At 61.0% G+C, this 14,474-nt stretch carries 14 protein-coding genes; 9 read left to right on the top strand and 5 right to left on the bottom strand.

Translation table 11 applies throughout. The features are described 5' to 3' along the window. Window positions 1–7 precede the first annotated feature (7 nt). The 3 genes from P406_RS10320 (at window position 8) to P406_RS10310 (ending at window position 3,137) form a co-directional block, all read left to right on the top strand. Window positions 8–556 (top strand): cupin domain-containing protein, encoded by a 549-nt coding sequence (locus P406_RS10320; RefSeq protein WP_003314015.1) that lies wholly within the window; start codon window positions 8–10, stop codon window positions 554–556. Between the two features lie 24 nt (window positions 557–580). Further along, window positions 581–904 (top strand): c-type cytochrome, encoded by a 324-nt coding sequence (locus P406_RS10315; RefSeq protein WP_003347482.1) that lies wholly within the window; start codon window positions 581–583, stop codon window positions 902–904. A 301-nt stretch (window positions 905–1,205) separates the two neighbouring features. After that, window positions 1,206–3,137, top strand: a complete 1,932-nt coding sequence (locus tag P406_RS10310; RefSeq protein ID WP_046236122.1) for an acetyl-CoA hydrolase/transferase C-terminal domain-containing protein — start codon at window positions 1,206–1,208, stop codon at window positions 3,135–3,137. A gap of 54 nt (window positions 3,138–3,191) precedes the next feature. Here P406_RS10310 and P406_RS10305 read toward each other — a convergent pair whose 3' ends face one another. After that, a complete protein-coding gene (locus P406_RS10305; protein WP_003414039.1) occupies window positions 3,192–3,716 on the bottom strand; it encodes an Mpo1 family 2-hydroxy fatty acid dioxygenase in 525 nt (174 codons plus the stop codon). Between the two features lie 81 nt (window positions 3,717–3,797). Between P406_RS10305 and P406_RS10300 the strand changes: the two genes are divergently transcribed. The 5 genes from P406_RS10300 (at window position 3,798) to gcvH (ending at window position 9,170) form a co-directional block, all read left to right on the top strand. After that, entirely contained in the window at window positions 3,798–4,508 is a 711-nt protein-coding gene (locus P406_RS10300) for a Crp/Fnr family transcriptional regulator (protein ID WP_032697593.1), read from the top strand. A 116-nt stretch (window positions 4,509–4,624) separates the two neighbouring features. After that, the gene (locus P406_RS10295) at window positions 4,625–5,626 is read left to right on the top strand and encodes an extracellular solute-binding protein (RefSeq protein WP_003414043.1); all 1,002 of its coding nucleotides are present in this window, start codon (window positions 4,625–4,627) and stop codon (window positions 5,624–5,626) included. A 259-nt stretch (window positions 5,627–5,885) separates the two neighbouring features. After that, complete coding sequence (locus tag P406_RS10290) at window positions 5,886–7,502, top strand: ABC transporter permease (RefSeq protein ID WP_046236121.1); 1,617 nt, start codon at window positions 5,886–5,888, stop codon at window positions 7,500–7,502. A 154-nt stretch (window positions 7,503–7,656) separates the two neighbouring features. Beyond that, entirely contained in the window at window positions 7,657–8,739 is a 1,083-nt protein-coding gene (gene gcvT, locus P406_RS10285) for a glycine cleavage system aminomethyltransferase GcvT (RefSeq protein ID WP_003414046.1), read from the top strand. Between the two features lie 44 nt (window positions 8,740–8,783). Continuing rightward, entirely contained in the window at window positions 8,784–9,170 is a 387-nt protein-coding gene (gene gcvH, locus P406_RS10280) for a glycine cleavage system protein GcvH (RefSeq protein ID WP_046236120.1), read from the top strand. A gap of 69 nt (window positions 9,171–9,239) precedes the next feature. Here the strand turns inward: gcvH and P406_RS10275 are convergent, their stop codons facing one another. From P406_RS10275 to P406_RS10265, 3 genes are all read right to left on the bottom strand, one after another. Then, window positions 9,240–9,560 carry a DUF2388 domain-containing protein gene (locus tag P406_RS10275; RefSeq protein ID WP_002551535.1) on the bottom strand — a complete coding sequence of 107 codons (321 nt, stop codon included), beginning with the start codon at window positions 9,558–9,560 and terminating at the stop codon, window positions 9,240–9,242. Window positions 9,561–9,701: 141 nt separating this feature from the next. Then, entirely contained in the window at window positions 9,702–11,486 is a 1,785-nt protein-coding gene (tfpB, locus tag P406_RS10270; RefSeq protein WP_003347463.1) for a type IV pilus assembly ATPase TfpB, read from the bottom strand. 110 nt (window positions 11,487–11,596) lie between these two features. Further along, window positions 11,597–11,944: an ACT-like domain-containing protein gene (locus P406_RS10265; RefSeq protein WP_046236119.1), complete on the bottom strand. Its 348-nt coding sequence runs from the start codon at window positions 11,942–11,944 to the stop codon at window positions 11,597–11,599. Between the two features lie 125 nt (window positions 11,945–12,069). Between P406_RS10265 and P406_RS10260 the strand changes: the two genes are divergently transcribed. After that, entirely contained in the window at window positions 12,070–12,540 is a 471-nt protein-coding gene (locus P406_RS10260; protein ID WP_003305413.1) for an Lrp/AsnC family transcriptional regulator, read from the top strand. Window positions 12,541–13,038: 498 nt separating this feature from the next. On the opposite strand, the gene P406_RS10255 is transcribed toward P406_RS10260, so the two are convergent. Continuing rightward, a complete protein-coding gene (locus P406_RS10255; protein ID WP_004408989.1) occupies window positions 13,039–14,406 on the bottom strand; it encodes a CYTH domain-containing protein in 1,368 nt (455 codons plus the stop codon). Window positions 14,407–14,474 lie beyond the last annotated feature (68 nt).

The raw sequence follows: 14,474 nt of genomic DNA, 5'->3' as shown, positions 1-14,474 counted from the left end.
TATCGCATTGGACGTGGGTGAACGACTGCAATCGATTCGCAAGCTCAAGGGCTTGTCCCAGCGTGAACTCGCCAAGCGCGCCGGTGTGACCAACAGCACCATCTCCATGATCGAAAAAAACAGCGTCAGCCCCTCGATCAGTTCGCTGCGCAAGGTGCTCGGCGGCATCCCCATGTCCATGGTCGAATTTTTTTCGGAAGAATCCGTGCCCGAAAACGCGGCTCAAGTGGTGTACAAGGCCAGCGAGCTGATTGATATATCGGACGGTGCCGTGACCATGAAGCTGGTTGGCAAATCGCATCAGGGTCGTGCCATTGCCTTTCTCACCGAGACCTACCCACCGGGTGCCGACACCGGCGAAGAAATGCTCGTTCACGAAGGTGAAGAGACCGGCATCCTGGTCGAGGGGCGGCTGGAACTGGTGGTCGGGCTGGATACCTACGTGCTCGAAGCAGGTGACAGCTATTATTTCGAAAGCACCCGGCCGCATCGCTTTCGTAACCCGTTCGACGTCCCGGCACGATTGATCAGTGCGGCCACCCCGGCCAATTTCTGACCTGTCCCTTACGATGAGTGACGCGTGAAACTGACCTGGAAGATTCTGAGCAGCGCAGGCGTTCTGACGTTGTGGGCGTTTAATGTGCAAGCCGCCGATAGCGCCCGAGCCCCTGACGACATCATCGCGGCGCATTGCGTCGCCTGTCACAGCGTCGGCCTGCTCAACGCGCCGAAGATCGGTGACACGGCGGCCTGGGAACAGCGCGCCCAGCAAAAAGGCGGCCTCGATGGACTGCTGGCCAGCACCATCAAAGGCCTCGGCATCATGCCCCCGAAAGGCACCTGCGGCGATTGCACAAACGACGAACTGAAGAGCGCCATCCAGAGCATGTCCGGGCTGAAGTGAGGTGCACCCTCGTTCCCGTGCCTGAGCGCCCGGCGCTGTGCATACGTTTTGTGGGAGCGAGCCGGGCGACGCTTCGCTCGCTGGCGAAGATGATGTTTAGATCGATGCTTTTTTGGCGATATTCCACGCCCTTTCGCGAACAAGTTCGCTCCTACGCCCTTCGGGCAGAAGCCTGGGAGCCTTTTGTTCCGGGCGTTCCAGGACTTGTGTATAACGATGATGTTCTGCGCGGCAGAGCATGCAGCACTTTGACGTTGTCGTCGGTCCAACCTGCACCCAATAACAATTCAGGAGAGCTGGGATGCCGTATTCCTGTTCCATCGAGCATGCCGTCGATCACGTTCTTGCGCAGTTACCCGAGCATATCCACCTCGGCATGCCGCTGGGGCTGGGCAAGCCCAACCGCTTCGTCAACGCGTTGTACCAGCGCATCAGCGAGTTGCCCGAACGACGGCTGACGATCTATACCGCGCTGACACTCGGACGGCCGACGCCGGGGGAGGGTTTGCAGGCGCGCTTTCTCGAGCCGTTTCTGGAGCGCGTCTTCGCTGACTATCCGGAGCTCGATTTCCTCGCTGCACTGCGCCGCGACAAACTCCCTGCCAATATCCGTGTGCAACAATTCTTCATGCAGCCGGGCAGTTTGCTCAACAGCCACTCAGCCCAGCAAGACTACGTCAGCAGCAATTACAGCCATGCCGCCCGCGACATCAATGCCAATGGCCTGAATCTGGTCGCGCAACTGGTGGCCCGTGACGAACAGCGCCCAGGCACGTTGAGCCTGAGCTGCAACCCGGACGTGACCCTCGACCTGTTGCCCATGATCGCCAAGCGCCGGGCTGCCGGAGAGACCATTCTGATGCTCGGCCAGGTGCACGCCGACCTGCCTTACATGCCGGGCGACTCGGAACTGGATGTCGACACCTTCGATGTGCTGATCGACGAAGACGAGCGCAGTACGCTGTTTTCCACCCCCAATATGCCGGTGGGCTATCAGGACCACCTGATCGGCCTGCACGCCAGCACGCTGGTGCGTGACGGCGGCACGCTACAGATCGGCATCGGCTCGATGGGCGATGCACTGACCGGCGCGCTGCTGGCCCGCCAGGCCGATAACGAAACCTGGCGCGGCCTGCTGGCCGAGTTGAACATGAGTAACTGGCAGACCCTGATAGATCGGGAAGGCGGCGTTCAGCCGTTCGCCAGCGGCCTTTACGGTTGCAGCGAAATGTTCGTCAACGGCCTGCTGGTACTCGCCGATGCCGGCATCGTGCGGCGCAAGGTGTATGCCGATGCAGAGCTGCAACGGCTGGCCAACATGGGCACGCTGGATGAGGATGCCCATCCTGGTGGCGTGGTCGTGCATGGCGGCTTTTTCCTCGGCCCGCAGAGTTTTTACGCGCGGCTGCGCGAGCTGCCCGCCGAGCGGCTCGCGCAGTTCAACATGACCGCCATCAGCTACATCAACGAGCTTTACGGCCAGGAAGAACTCAAGCGCCTGCAACGCCGCGATGCGCGCTTCATCAACAGTGCGTTTACCGTCACCCTGATGGGCGCGGCAGTGGCTGATCAGCTGGAAGATGGCCGGGTGCTCAGTGGCGTGGGCGGTCAGTACAACTTCGTGGCGCAGGCCCATGCACTGGAAGGCGCCCGTTCGATTCTGATGCTGCGCAGCTGGCGCGAGTCGGGCGGCGAGGTCAGCTCCAACATCGTCTGGCAGTACGGCCACACCACCATTCCCCGACACTTGCGCGACATTGTCGTGACCGAATACGGCATCGCCGATCTGCGCGGGCAGACCGACGCGACGGTGATCGAGCGAATTCTGAATATCACTGACTCGCGGTTTCAATCGGGCCTGATCGAGCAGGCGCAAAAGGCTGGCAAGCTGCCCAAGGACTTCCGTCTCGATCCGCGCTTTACCGACAACACGCCCGAGCGCCTCAAGGACACTGCATCACGCTACCCGTCACTGTTTACCGAGTACCCGTTGGGTTGCGACTTTACCGCCGAGGAGCGCGACCTGCTGAGAGCCTTGAACTGGCTGAAGAGCAAGCTCAAGCTCACTGAAATCCTCGAGCTGGGCAAGGCGACCCTCGACGCTCCGGACCCCGAAGCCTTCCTCGCACACTTGCAACGCATGCAGCTCGACGCGCCGCAGGGCTTGCGCGAAGAGTTGTATCAGCTGCTGTTGCTGGCCGGGTTGCAGAACAGCTCCGGGCTTGCCGGCTAAGAGGCGGGCACTGATCGTTGCCGCTGGCGACGATCGGTGCCCGGCGCTTGGCGCCTAGGTCGTCGCCTTGCGTGTCGCACGCCCGACCGGGCCGACGCGCTCTTCGATGGCGTGCTGCAGCGGTTTGCGCTGGCCCATCAGGAACGCCAGCTCTGCGACCACAAACAACGGGCCGATGATCAGCCCGGTCAGGTCATCGATGAAGGCCGGTTTGCGCCCCTCATAGTAATGGCCGACGAACTGGATGATCCAGCCAATCACAAAGAGCCCGACGCCCGCACTCAGCCAGACCATGGTTGCCTGCTGCGCAAGGTTGGCCCCGGCCCATAGACACAGCGCCAGTAACACCGCCATGACGACGCCCAGAGCGCGGTCGAGTCGCAGGTAAAAGATCGTCGAGCCCAAGGCCAGCAGCGCCGCCGGTGAAAGCCACAGCCCGCTGATATGCCAGCCCGGTCGCGAGAGAAGCACCGCCACGGCCAGCACGATCAATGGAATACCCACGAAGTGCGTCACGATATTGCGTGAATCACGGTGATAAGCCGCATATTGGCTGAGATGATCGACAAGGTTTTTCATTATTATTCCTGCCTGAGACGATGGCCGGCTTGAGCCTGATTTCTTGTACAACATGCATGGCTGAAAGAGAAGGGAGCAAAAATGACAAATGGAGTGTCGTGGCGGTCACGATTGCTATCCGATTACTGGTTTTCCCATCTGCCTGCCGATCTGCAGGATAGCCTGCTGGAGGCTGCCCGCCAGCGCCGCAAGACGCCCGGCAGGCGGCTGTTCGACAAGGGCGATCTGCCGTGCGGTGTTTATGTGCTGCTGGAGGGCAGCGTGCGGATCGGCGCCGCCCACGAGCAGCGGCTGCTGACGCACGTGGAATCGGCGAGCGCGCCGTGCTGGTTTGGCGAAGTCTCGCTGTTTGACGGGCTGCCGCGCCGTTTCGAAGTCTGCTCGCTGGAACAGAGCATCTTCCTGCACATTCCCCAGCCATTCCTGGCCCGGCTGCTCGACAGGCACCCCGAGTACTGGCGCTGGTTTGCCGCACTGCTCAGCCAGAAGGTCGGCTTGCCACTGCAGAGCCCCGAGAAAATGCGTCGCCTGCCGCCGCGGGCGCGGGTTGCCTGGCGCCTGTTGATGCTCAGCGAGGGGTATGGCCCGTTGAGCCAGGCACGCCGCCTGATTGCGCTGGATGACATTCAGGCGGCGGAGCGCCTCGCGCTTGCCTCGCCGGCCTTGCTGGAAGTGCTCCAGGACCTGCATGAGCGCAGGATCGTGCGCCTGGGAGAGGGACACCTGGAAGTGTTCGATGTGGACAAGCTGCGCAGGGTGGCGAACTTTTCCAGAGCCAGGGCTGTGTGCTGATCACCGGTCATGATCGAGCCTGGACACATCCGGTAACGGCTCCGCTGTCGCTTCGATTGAGATAGCAAATGGGATTCACTACCATTTCGCCTCCTTTGCGAACGCGAGATACCCTGATGCAGGCAAGCAAGCGTCTTCTGGCTGCTCTGACACTGACCTTACTGGGCAGCACCGCTCAGGCTGCCGATGAAGTGGTGGTGTATTCATCCCGGATCGACGAGCTGATCAAGCCGGTATTCGATGCGTACACGGCCAGTACCGGGGTGAAGATCAAATTCATCACCGACAAGGAAGCGCCGCTGATGCAGCGCATCAAGGCCGAGGGCGAGAATGCCACCGCCGACCTGTTGCTGACGGTCGATGCGGGCAACCTCTGGCAGGCCGAGCAGATGGGTATCCTGCAGCCGTTCACCTCGCCGGTGATCGAAGCCAACATTCCTCCGCAGTATCGCTCGTCGACCCACGGCTGGACCGGTCTGAGCCTTCGCGCGCGCACCATCGCCTACTCCACCGACCGGGTGAAGCCTGCCGAGCTGAGCACCTACGAGGCGCTGGCCGACAAGAACTGGGAAGGCCGTCTGTGCCTGCGTACCGCGAAGAAGGTCTACAACCAGTCGCTGACCGCTACGCTGATCGAAACCCACGGTGCCGAAGCGTCGGAGAAAATCCTCAAGGGCTGGGTCAACAACCTGTCCACCGACGTGTTCTCCGATGACATCGCGGTGCTCGAGGCGATCAATGCCGGGCAGTGCGACGTGGGCATCGTCAATTCCTATTACTACGGTCGCCTGCACAAGGAAAAACCCGACCTGGCGGTGAAGCTGTTCTGGCCGAACCAGGCGGATCGCGGTGTGCACGTCAACCTGTCGGGTATCGGTCTGACCAAGTACGCCCCGCACCCTGAAGCGGCCAAGGCGCTGGTCGAGTGGATGACCGGCCCCGAGGCGCAGAAGATTTTTTCCAGCGTCAATCAGGAGTTCCCGGCCAACCCGAACGTGGCGCCTTCAGAAGAAGTGGCCAGCTGGGGGCCGTTCAAGGCCGACACCCTCCCGGTCGAAGTGGCAGGCAAGCGTCAGGCAGAAGCGATACGCATGATGGATCGCGCGGGCTGGAATTGATTTAATATCCAGCGCCTTATCGCTTCACGCTTCAGTGCTCAGCGTTAGCTCAGGTACTGAATAGCCTGGGACACGGGGCTTTCAGGCTTCTGCCCGCAGGGCGTAGGAGCGGACTTGTCCGCGAAGCCGTCAGTTCAGATAGTGCATTTTCTGAGAATGTACCGGCCTTTTCGCGGACAAGTCCGCTCCTACGGCTTTCAGCCAGAATCAGAAGCAGGCCTGTGCACCCCTCTTGACCCCCCTCATTTCGAGAACCTCCTTGGCCCATCCTGCCCAACGCCGCTGGTACCCCCTGGTCTTTGCCATCGCTGCGCTGGTCGTGCTGCCGCTGAGCGTTCTGCTGCTGTCGTGGGAGACGGTTGACCAGCAGATATGGTCGCACCTGCTCGAAACCCAGATGGCGCGTCTGCTGGGCAATACGCTGATCCTGGTGCTGGGTGTCGGCGTGGGCGTGACGCTGCTGGGGGTAAGCCTGGCGTGGCTCACCAGCCTGTGTGAATTCCCCGGTCGCCGCTGGCTGGACTGGGCGCTGATGCTGCCGTTCGCGATCCCCGCCTATGTGCTGGCGTTCGTGTTCGTCGGGCTGCTGGATTTTTCCGGTCCGGTGCAGACCCTGATGCGCGAATGGTTCGGCTCCGGTCTGCGCCTGCCTCGGGTGCGCTCCACTGGTGGGGTGATCATCGTCCTGGTGCTGGTTTTCTATCCCTACGTCTACCTGTTGGCGCGCACGGCGTTTCTGGCGCAGGGCAAGGGCCTGATGGAAGCTGCGCGAGTGCTGGGCAATACGCCCTTGCAGGCATTCTGGCGCGTGGCGCTGCCAATGGCGCGTCCGGCCATCGGCGCGGGGGTGGCGCTGGCGCTGATGGAGACCCTGGCCGATTTTGGTGCGGTGTCGGTGTTCAACTTCGACACGTTCACCACAGCCATCTACAAGACCTGGTACGGCTTCTTCAGCCTGTCCAGCGCCGCGCAACTGGCCAGCCTGCTGCTGTTGGCCGTGCTGGTGCTGCTGTACGGCGAACGCCGCGCCCGGGGTGCAAGCCGACCGGCCAACGAGCGTCCGCGTGGCGCTGCGCTTTACCGGTTACGCGGCATCAAGGCATGGGCCGCGAGCTTCTGGTGTGGGCTGGTGTTTCTCTGTGCCTTCGTGGTGCCAATGCTGCAATTGATCGTCTGGGTCTGGCAGCGCGGCCGCTTCGATCTGGATGAGCGCTACACCGGGCTGATTCTGCACACGCTCTATCTGGGCGGCATGGCGGCGTTGATCACCGTCAGTGTGGCGCTGATTCTGGCATTTGCCCGACGTATGGCGCCCACGCCTGCGATCCGCTCCGGCGTCAGCCTCGCCAACCTGGGCTACGCATTGCCAGGCTCGGTACTGGCGGTTTCAATCATGCTGGCGTTCAGTTACCTGGACCGCGAACTGGTCATTCCACTGTCCGGCTGGCTGGGCGGCGCAGGCAAGCCTTTGCTGCTCGGTAGCCTCTCGGCCTTGCTGCTGGCGTATCTGGTGCGCTTCATCGCCGTCGCCTTCGGTCCGCTGGAACACAGCCTGTCGCGTATCCGCCCGTCATTGCCTGAAGCCGCGCGCAGCCTAGGGGTCAGCGGGCCAAAGTTGTTTCTCAACGTGTATCTGCCGTTGCTGGTACCAGGGGCGCTGAGCGCGGCGCTGCTGGTGTTCGTCGATGTGCTCAAGGAAATGCCGGCAACCCTGCTCATGCGCCCGTTTGGCTGGGATACGCTGGCGGTACGCATCTTCGAAATGACCAGCGAGGGCGAGTGGGCCCGGGCTGCGTTGCCAGCTTTGTCGCTGGTGCTTGTAGGATTATTGCCCGTCATTGGGCTGATTCGTCGCTCTGCCCGTCAGATTGGCTAGGTGCGGGGGCCTCACCTAGCGGCTACAATGCGCCGCAATTGGTGCGGTCTGTCAGATAATTCGGTCAGCTGTTACGTGCTGCAAACCCCGGTTTATTGGGGGGCTTGCCGATCTCTTCTGCCCGCACCTTCGCCACGCCCGGAAGGAGAAACCCATGGGACAGCGTACCCCCCTGTTCGACCTGCACCTCGCCCTTGGCGCGAAAATGGTCGATTTTGGTGGCTGGGACATGCCGTTGCATTACGGATCGCAGGTCGAGGAACACCATCAGGTGCGTCGCGACTGTGGGGTCTTCGATGTCTCTCACATGAACGTGATCGATGTGCGCGGCCTTCAGGCCAATGCCTGGCTGCGTTACTTGCTGGCCAATGATGTAGACAAGCTCAAAACCCCCGGTCGTGCCTTGTACAGCGCCATGCTGGACGAGCGCGGCGGGGTGATCGATGACATGATCGTCTACCTCACGCCCGAAGGTTATCGGCTGGTCGTCAACGCGGCGACCGGCGTCAAGGATCTTGCCTGGATGCAGGCGCAACTGGGCGATTTCGACGTGCAACTGGTCGAGCGCAGTGAAATGGCGATGCTCGCCATTCAAGGCCCCAAGGCCAGAACCCGCATTGCCGAGCTGGTTTCAAGCGCCCGCGCCGAACTGATTCACCAGCTCAAGCCGTTCGAAGGGCTTGATGATGGCGACTGGTTCATCGCGCGCACCGGCTATACCGGCGAGGACGGCCTGGAGATCATGCTGCCTGCCGAAGAGGCCCAAAGCTTTTTCAATGAATTGGTTGGCGCGGGTATTTCCCCGATCGGCCTGGGCGCTCGCGACACGCTGCGCCTCGAGGCCGGCATGAACCTGTATGGCCAAGACATCGGTGAACATGTTTCGCCCTTGGCCTCGAATATGGCCTGGAGCATCGCCTGGGAGCCTGCCGAGCGTGATTTTGTCGGTCGCAAGGCGCTTGAGAGCGAACGGGCTGAAGGAACCGCCTTCAAACTCGTCGGATTGGTGCTCGAAGAGCGCGGCGTTTTAAGGGCGCATCAGGTGGTACGTGTCGCAGAAATTGGCGAAGGAGAGATCACCAGTGGTAGTTTCTCTCCTACGCTGAGCAAATCCATTGCACTGGCTCGCGTTCCGATGGCGACCGCTGACCGGGCCGAGGTGGAAATCCGCGGCAAATGGTACCCGGTGCGGGTGGTGCAGCCTGCGTTCGTGCGCCATGGCAAAACCTTGATCTAACCTAATGGCGGGTTTTCCGCTGACCCGATGTTGAGGATGACTAAATGAGCAATATTCCCGCCGAGCTGCGTTTCGCCGAAAGTCATGAATGGGCACGTCTGGAGTCAGACGGCACCGTGACCGTCGGCATCTCGGACCATGCACAGGAAGCACTGGGCGATGTGGTCTTCGTCGAACTGCCGGAAGTCGGCAAGGTGTTCGCTGCCGGTGACACCGCCGGTGTTGTCGAGTCGGTCAAGGCTGCTTCGGATATCTACTCGCCGGTTGCGGGCGAGGTCATCGAGATCAATGAAGAACTGAGCGGTTCGCCCGAGTTGCTCAACAGCAAGCCATACAGTGCCTGGATCTTCAAGCTCAAGCCAAGCGACGCTGAAGGCGATCTGGCCAAGCTGCTGGATGCAGCCGGGTACACGAGCGCTATCGGCGAATAACCGATTACCGCTCACAAAAATGCCGCTCATGGAGCGGCATTTTTTATGCGCGAAGCTAATCGGCAAGACTTACTGGTTTTCAGCGACCAGATTCTTATCCAGGATCGCGTTGGCCAGTTCCATGTCGGTGGCTTTCAGGCCTGGATTGTCTTTGCGTACCTGCTCGATGGCCGCTTCCAGGAACGGACCGCGGATGCCACCGTCGCTGGCGACGAAGCTGCCTGCGTCGTCCTGGGCGGCAACGATCAGTTTGTGATCCTTGAAGGTCAGGTAAGTCGAGCCGGTGGTTGCACCGGAAGACAGCACATTACGCCAGAAGGTGTCAGCCATCGCTGAACCCATTGGGATGGAAAGCAAGGCTACGGTGGCGACAGCGAACTTGAGACGCATGATGAATTACTCCAGCTGTGGTTGTTCTGAGGGGTTGGATAGCCAAAGCCACGAACTAGTTCAATCAAGGTGTACCGCATAGTTCACTTTAGCTGGCTCGCCATGCCGTGCGGCCTTCTGGAACAACGCTTTCAACCCTGATCAGCGTTGTTCGCTTTGCGGTGTTACCCGCAGCACTTCCTCAAGTGTAGTCAGGCCCGCCGAGACTTTCTGCGCGCCGGACAGACGCAGGCTGCGCGTCCCTTCCTTGAAGGCCTGACGACGCATGGCGGTCAGGTCCAGGTCCGCCGAGATCAATGCCTTGATGTTGTCGGACATGACCATGATCTCGTAGACACCCGCCCGGCCCCGATAGCCGGTATCGCGACACTCCACGCAGCCGACCGCCTGATGCGCGCCGGGTGGCACCGGTGCCTGCCAGGGGCGCGTCAGGGTTTGCCAGTCGGTCTCGTTGAGGTTGATGGGCGCCTTGCAGTGGGGGCAAAGGGTGCGCACCAGGCGCTGGGCCATGACGCCGAGGATGGTCGCCTTGAGCAGGTAGTGCGGCACACCCAGTTCGAGCATCCGGCTGATTGCGCTGGGCGCATCGTTGGTGTGCAGCGTCGACAGCACCAGGTGACCGGTGAGTGCCGCCTGAATCGCCATTTCTGCCGTCTCCAGGTCGCGAATCTCGCCGATCATGATGATATCCGGGTCCTGTCGCATCAGTGCGCGCACGCCGGCGGCGAAGCTCAGGTCGATGTTGTGCTGCACCTGCATCTGGTTAAAGGCCGGTTCGACCATCTCGATGGGGTCTTCGATGGTGCACAGGTTGACCTCGGAGGTCGCCAGTTTCTTGAGGGTGGTGTACAGCGTGGTGGTCTTACCCGAACCGGTCGGGCCGGTGACCAGAATGATGCCGTTGGGCTGGCGGGTCATTTCCTGCCAGCGCCGCAGGTCGTCACTGGAAAAGCCCAGTTGGTCGAAGTCCTTGAGCAATACCTCGGGGTCGAAGATCCGCATGACCATTTTTTCGCCGAAAGCGGTCGGCAGGGTCGACAGGCGCAACTCCACTTCGCGATTCTCAGGCGTAGTGGTCTTGACCCGCCCGTCCTGTGGTTTGCGCTTTTCGGCGACGTTCATCCGCCCCAGGCTTTTCAGGCGGCTGACAATCGCCATGATCACCTGCGCCGGAAACTGGTAAACGTTGTGCAGCACCCCGTCGATGCGAAAGCGCACGGTGCCCTGTTCGCGGCGCGGCTCGATGTGAATATCACTGGCGCGTTGCTGGAAGGCGTACTGGAACAGCCAGTCGACGATATTGACGATGTGCGCGTCGTTGGCGTCAGGCTCCTGATCGCTGGCACCGAGCTTGAGCAACTGTTCGAAGTTGCCCATGTTGCTCATTTTTTGCTCGGAGGCGCTGGCACCGCTGACCGATTTGGCCAGCCTGAAAAACTCCATCGCCATGCGCTGGATGTCTGCCGGGTTGGCGACGACACGTTTGATCTGCAGCTTGAGCACGTGCGCCAGGTCGGCTTCCCATGAGCGCACATAAGGCTGCGCGCTGGCGATGGTCACCGATTCGCGATCGACCGCCACGGCCAGAATCTTGTGGCGCTGGGCAAAGGCGTAGGACATCAATGGCGTGACCGCCGCGACGTTGATCTTCAGCGGGTCGATACGCATGTAAGGCTGGCCACAGGTTTTGGCCAGCCAGGCGGTCAGGGTTTCCACGTCCAGCTTCTTGCCCGGTCGCTTGAGGTCGTCAAACTGCAGCGAAGCGAGAAACTCGAGGGGATGCAGCTGGATGTTCACCGCACTGCGACGTTGGGTGAGTGCCGTTTCCGCGTCGTCCTGGCCGAGATAGCCTTCGGCAACCAGATCACGCAACACATCATTCAGATCGAGCCAGCGATCCTGTGAAGAGGGGGCCAGGGCTGCCATGTGCGCTCCTTGAGGCAATTCGTCATTGGACGATGAACAAGAGTAGACGCCAAGCGTGACAGCGTTATTGGTTCTATGCGACCGGGAATTGCCGGAGCAGGCGAATTGATTCAGCCCGTCGCCAGGGCGGCACGGGATTGCGCGGTGTTCCGGGCGTCGACCTGCTCGACTTCCACTGAGCAGACGTCGATCAGGTTGCGCATTTTTTCGCCGATCACCTGGGCTCGATGCCAGCTCAATCTGGAAACCTGAAGGTCGATGAGCAGCAGGTTCTCTTGCTGCACGGCACTCAATTGGTCGGGAATCAGGTACTGCATGGCAAACAGGTTCAACACCTGACAGAGCAAGGCAGGCTCGGCTTCGGCGCAGACACGGTAGCGTGCGCAGCACTGCGCATTGCTGGACGACCAGCTATCTGGACGTTGCGAAGGGAGGGTGAGGGCTTCGAGATTGGGCATGCTGATACTCCACAAGGATGCTGGAAATCTTTGCATGCGTGAAAAGAAATTTCTGGTCCATCATTGGGTGGATTAGTCTTTATAAGACTTGTTAATGCGCTGCAGGCTATTTCGGAAAATTAATTATGCAAATCGAGCTGGACAGTTACGATCGCAGGATTCTGGCGCTGCTGCAGGAAGATGCTTCGCTTTCCAGTGCGCAGATTGCCGAGCAGGTCGGTCTGTCGCAATCACCCTGCTGGCGCCGTATTCAGCGGCTCAAGGATGAAGGGGTGATTCGCCGTCAGGTGGCGTTGCTGGACCGCAAGAAAATCGGTCTGAACACGCAGATATTCGCCGAGGTAAAACTCAACGCCCACGGGCGCTCCAACTTCACCGAGTTCACCGACGCGATTCGTGGCTTCCCGGAGGTGCTGGAGTGCTATGTGCTGATGGGCTCGGTGGATTTTCTGCTGCGCATCGTGACGCCAGATATCGAGGCGTACGAGCGGTTCTTCTTCGAAAAACTGTCGCTGGTACCCGGCATTCAGGAGGTGAACTCGACAGTGGCCCTCTCCGAGATCAAATCCACTACCAGCCTGCCGCTGTTGCGCTGACGGGGCTGGTGCCCGGAGTTGCGCCCGCCTCGGTTGTGCCTCGTGCACCGAGGTGGCTGGTTTTGCTGCCGGTTCCCGGCAGTTCGCGGACAAGTCCGCTCCTACAAAAAACGGGAGATCATGTACAAGCGTAGCGTCGCCCGGTCTGCTCCCACGCCCTTCGGGCAGAATCAAAAGCGGACTTGCGTATGACGCTGAATGATCTGGCCTGCAGCAGTGCTTCTGCCCGGAGGGCGTAGGAGCGGACTTGTCCGCTCCAAAAAACGGGAGATCATGTACAAGCGCAGCGTCGCCCGGTCTGCTCCCACGCCCTTCGGGCAGAATCAAAAGCGGACTTGCGTATGACGCTGAATGATCTGGCCTGCAGCAGTGCTTCTGCCCGGAGGGCGTAGGAGCGGACTTGTCCGCGATGGCTGCGAAGCGGCCCTAAAACGTTTCAGGCAGTCGCGGACAAACGAAGCGTCGCTTGGTCCACTTCTACGGCCTTCTGATCCAGCCTTACAAGCGCAGCAGGGTTTTCCAGGCGCGGCTCTGGAAGACGGTGATTGCCTGTTGCACGCGGGCATCGAGGACTTCGTCGCTGATGTCCAGATGTGCCAGTTCTTCCAGTTTGCGCAGTTCGCCATACAGGCGATCCAGTTCCGGCAGGTCCAGCGCGCCGCGTGCCCAGTGCAGCCAGGACTGGATGCGCTCGATGCGGGGCAGTTGCTCGGCCAGGTCTTCCGGCTGCTGCTGATAACGGCTCAACTGCAAGGACGTGGCTTCTTCGCCCAGCAGGCGTGGCAGCCAACTGCTCAACAGCGCGGCGCCCTGACGATTGCCGCGGGTGTTGCGTTCGGCGGTCCAGCTGCGGGCCAGCAACCAGCGTGAGGTATTCAGCGAGAACTCGCCCCAGCGCGTGTCCTGCAATTCTTCGAGGAATTGCTCGTGGGCGGCACCGCGTACATCGGCATCGTCCTGCCCGGCCTGAACCAGCGGTCGCCAGTCTTCCAGCAAGGCGTCCAGCGCAGTACGCAGGTGTGCGGTCGAGGTGCGTGGCGCGGCCTGGCCGAGGCTGCTGGTCAGAGCACGCAGTTCGGCGAGCATCTCGACCCAGTCCTGCAGCAGACGCCAGTGGCCGTTGAAACGGTATTGCTCGGCCAGACGCTGGCTGCTGCCCAGCAGGTGCCAGGCCAGCGCGGAATAAGCGTCGTCCAGTGGCGTTTCGGCAGTCAGGGCGGGCGCCTGCAGGCTCAGCGAGTAGCTGCTGGCATCGAGCAGACGGTAGCCGCGTTCGGCCTTGCTGATATCACACGGCATCAGCGGCAGCGTTGCAGCCAGCTCGGCGGCCAGTTCCAGCAGCGCGGCAGGTTCGCCTTCACGCAGCTCGAGTTCCAGCTCGCAGATTTCTTCCTTCTGCTTGCCGGCCACCACTTGACCCAGGTCCAGTGCGGCTTCGATCACCACTTTGGCCTTGCCACGGCCCCACGCAATCTCGGCTTTCTCACGCACGAAATCGGTGGTGAACAGCGGCTTGATGGTTTTCTTGTCCAGATCGGCCAGTTGCTCGGGCCAGCAATCGCCTTCGAGTTTTTTCAGGTCCAGCTTGGCCTTGCTCAGGTCCCAGTTGTACTCATTGCGCTCGGACAGACCGGCCACGCTTTGCCCGCGAGTCTTCATGGTCTGGATGATCTGATCGCCGTCGCGGCGGATACGCAGGGCGACTTTGGCCTGCGCCAGCTCACCTTCGGGGGTATCGAAATACTGGTTCGACAGTTCAAGGCGCTCCCAGCCACTTTTGTTGCGCTTCTTGAGCAACGGGTGTTCACGCAGTGCAGCGAGGGTCTCGCGGCTGACGCGGAGTTTGATTTCAGTTTCTTTTTGCATGGCCGGGGGAATCCAAACGCTGATACGGATAAACGGGAGCGCAGCCCATGATTGAACGGCTGCTGAGG

The organism is Pseudomonas syringae pv. coryli str. NCPPB 4273 (assembly GCF_000972175.1).
Lineage (GTDB): Bacteria > Pseudomonadota > Gammaproteobacteria > Pseudomonadales > Pseudomonadaceae > Aquipseudomonas > Aquipseudomonas syringae.
This window is presented reverse-complemented; position numbering and strand designations above follow the sequence as displayed.

Coding starts and splice junctions, on each gene's coding strand:
- P406_RS10310 (WP_046236122.1), top strand. CDS start 1,206: ATGCCGTATTCCTGTTCCATCGAGCATGCCGTCGATCACGTTCTTGCG.
- P406_RS10305 (WP_003414039.1), bottom strand. CDS start 3,716: ATGAAAAACCTTGTCGATCATCTCAGCCAATATGCGGCTTATCACCGT.
- P406_RS10300 (WP_032697593.1), top strand. CDS start 3,798: ATGACAAATGGAGTGTCGTGGCGGTCACGATTGCTATCCGATTACTGG.
- P406_RS10295 (WP_003414043.1), top strand. CDS start 4,625: ATGCAGGCAAGCAAGCGTCTTCTGGCTGCTCTGACACTGACCTTACTG.
- gcvT (WP_003414046.1), top strand. CDS start 7,657: ATGGGACAGCGTACCCCCCTGTTCGACCTGCACCTCGCCCTTGGCGCG.
- gcvH (WP_046236120.1), top strand. CDS start 8,784: ATGAGCAATATTCCCGCCGAGCTGCGTTTCGCCGAAAGTCATGAATGG.
- P406_RS10275 (WP_002551535.1), bottom strand. CDS start 9,560: ATGCGTCTCAAGTTCGCTGTCGCCACCGTAGCCTTGCTTTCCATCCCA.
- tfpB (WP_003347463.1), bottom strand. CDS start 11,486: ATGGCAGCCCTGGCCCCCTCTTCACAGGATCGCTGGCTCGATCTGAAT.
- P406_RS10265 (WP_046236119.1), bottom strand. CDS start 11,944: ATGCCCAATCTCGAAGCCCTCACCCTCCCTTCGCAACGTCCAGATAGC.
- P406_RS10260 (WP_003305413.1), top strand. CDS start 12,070: ATGCAAATCGAGCTGGACAGTTACGATCGCAGGATTCTGGCGCTGCTG.
- P406_RS10255 (WP_004408989.1), bottom strand. CDS start 14,406: ATGCAAAAAGAAACTGAAATCAAACTCCGCGTCAGCCGCGAGACCCTC.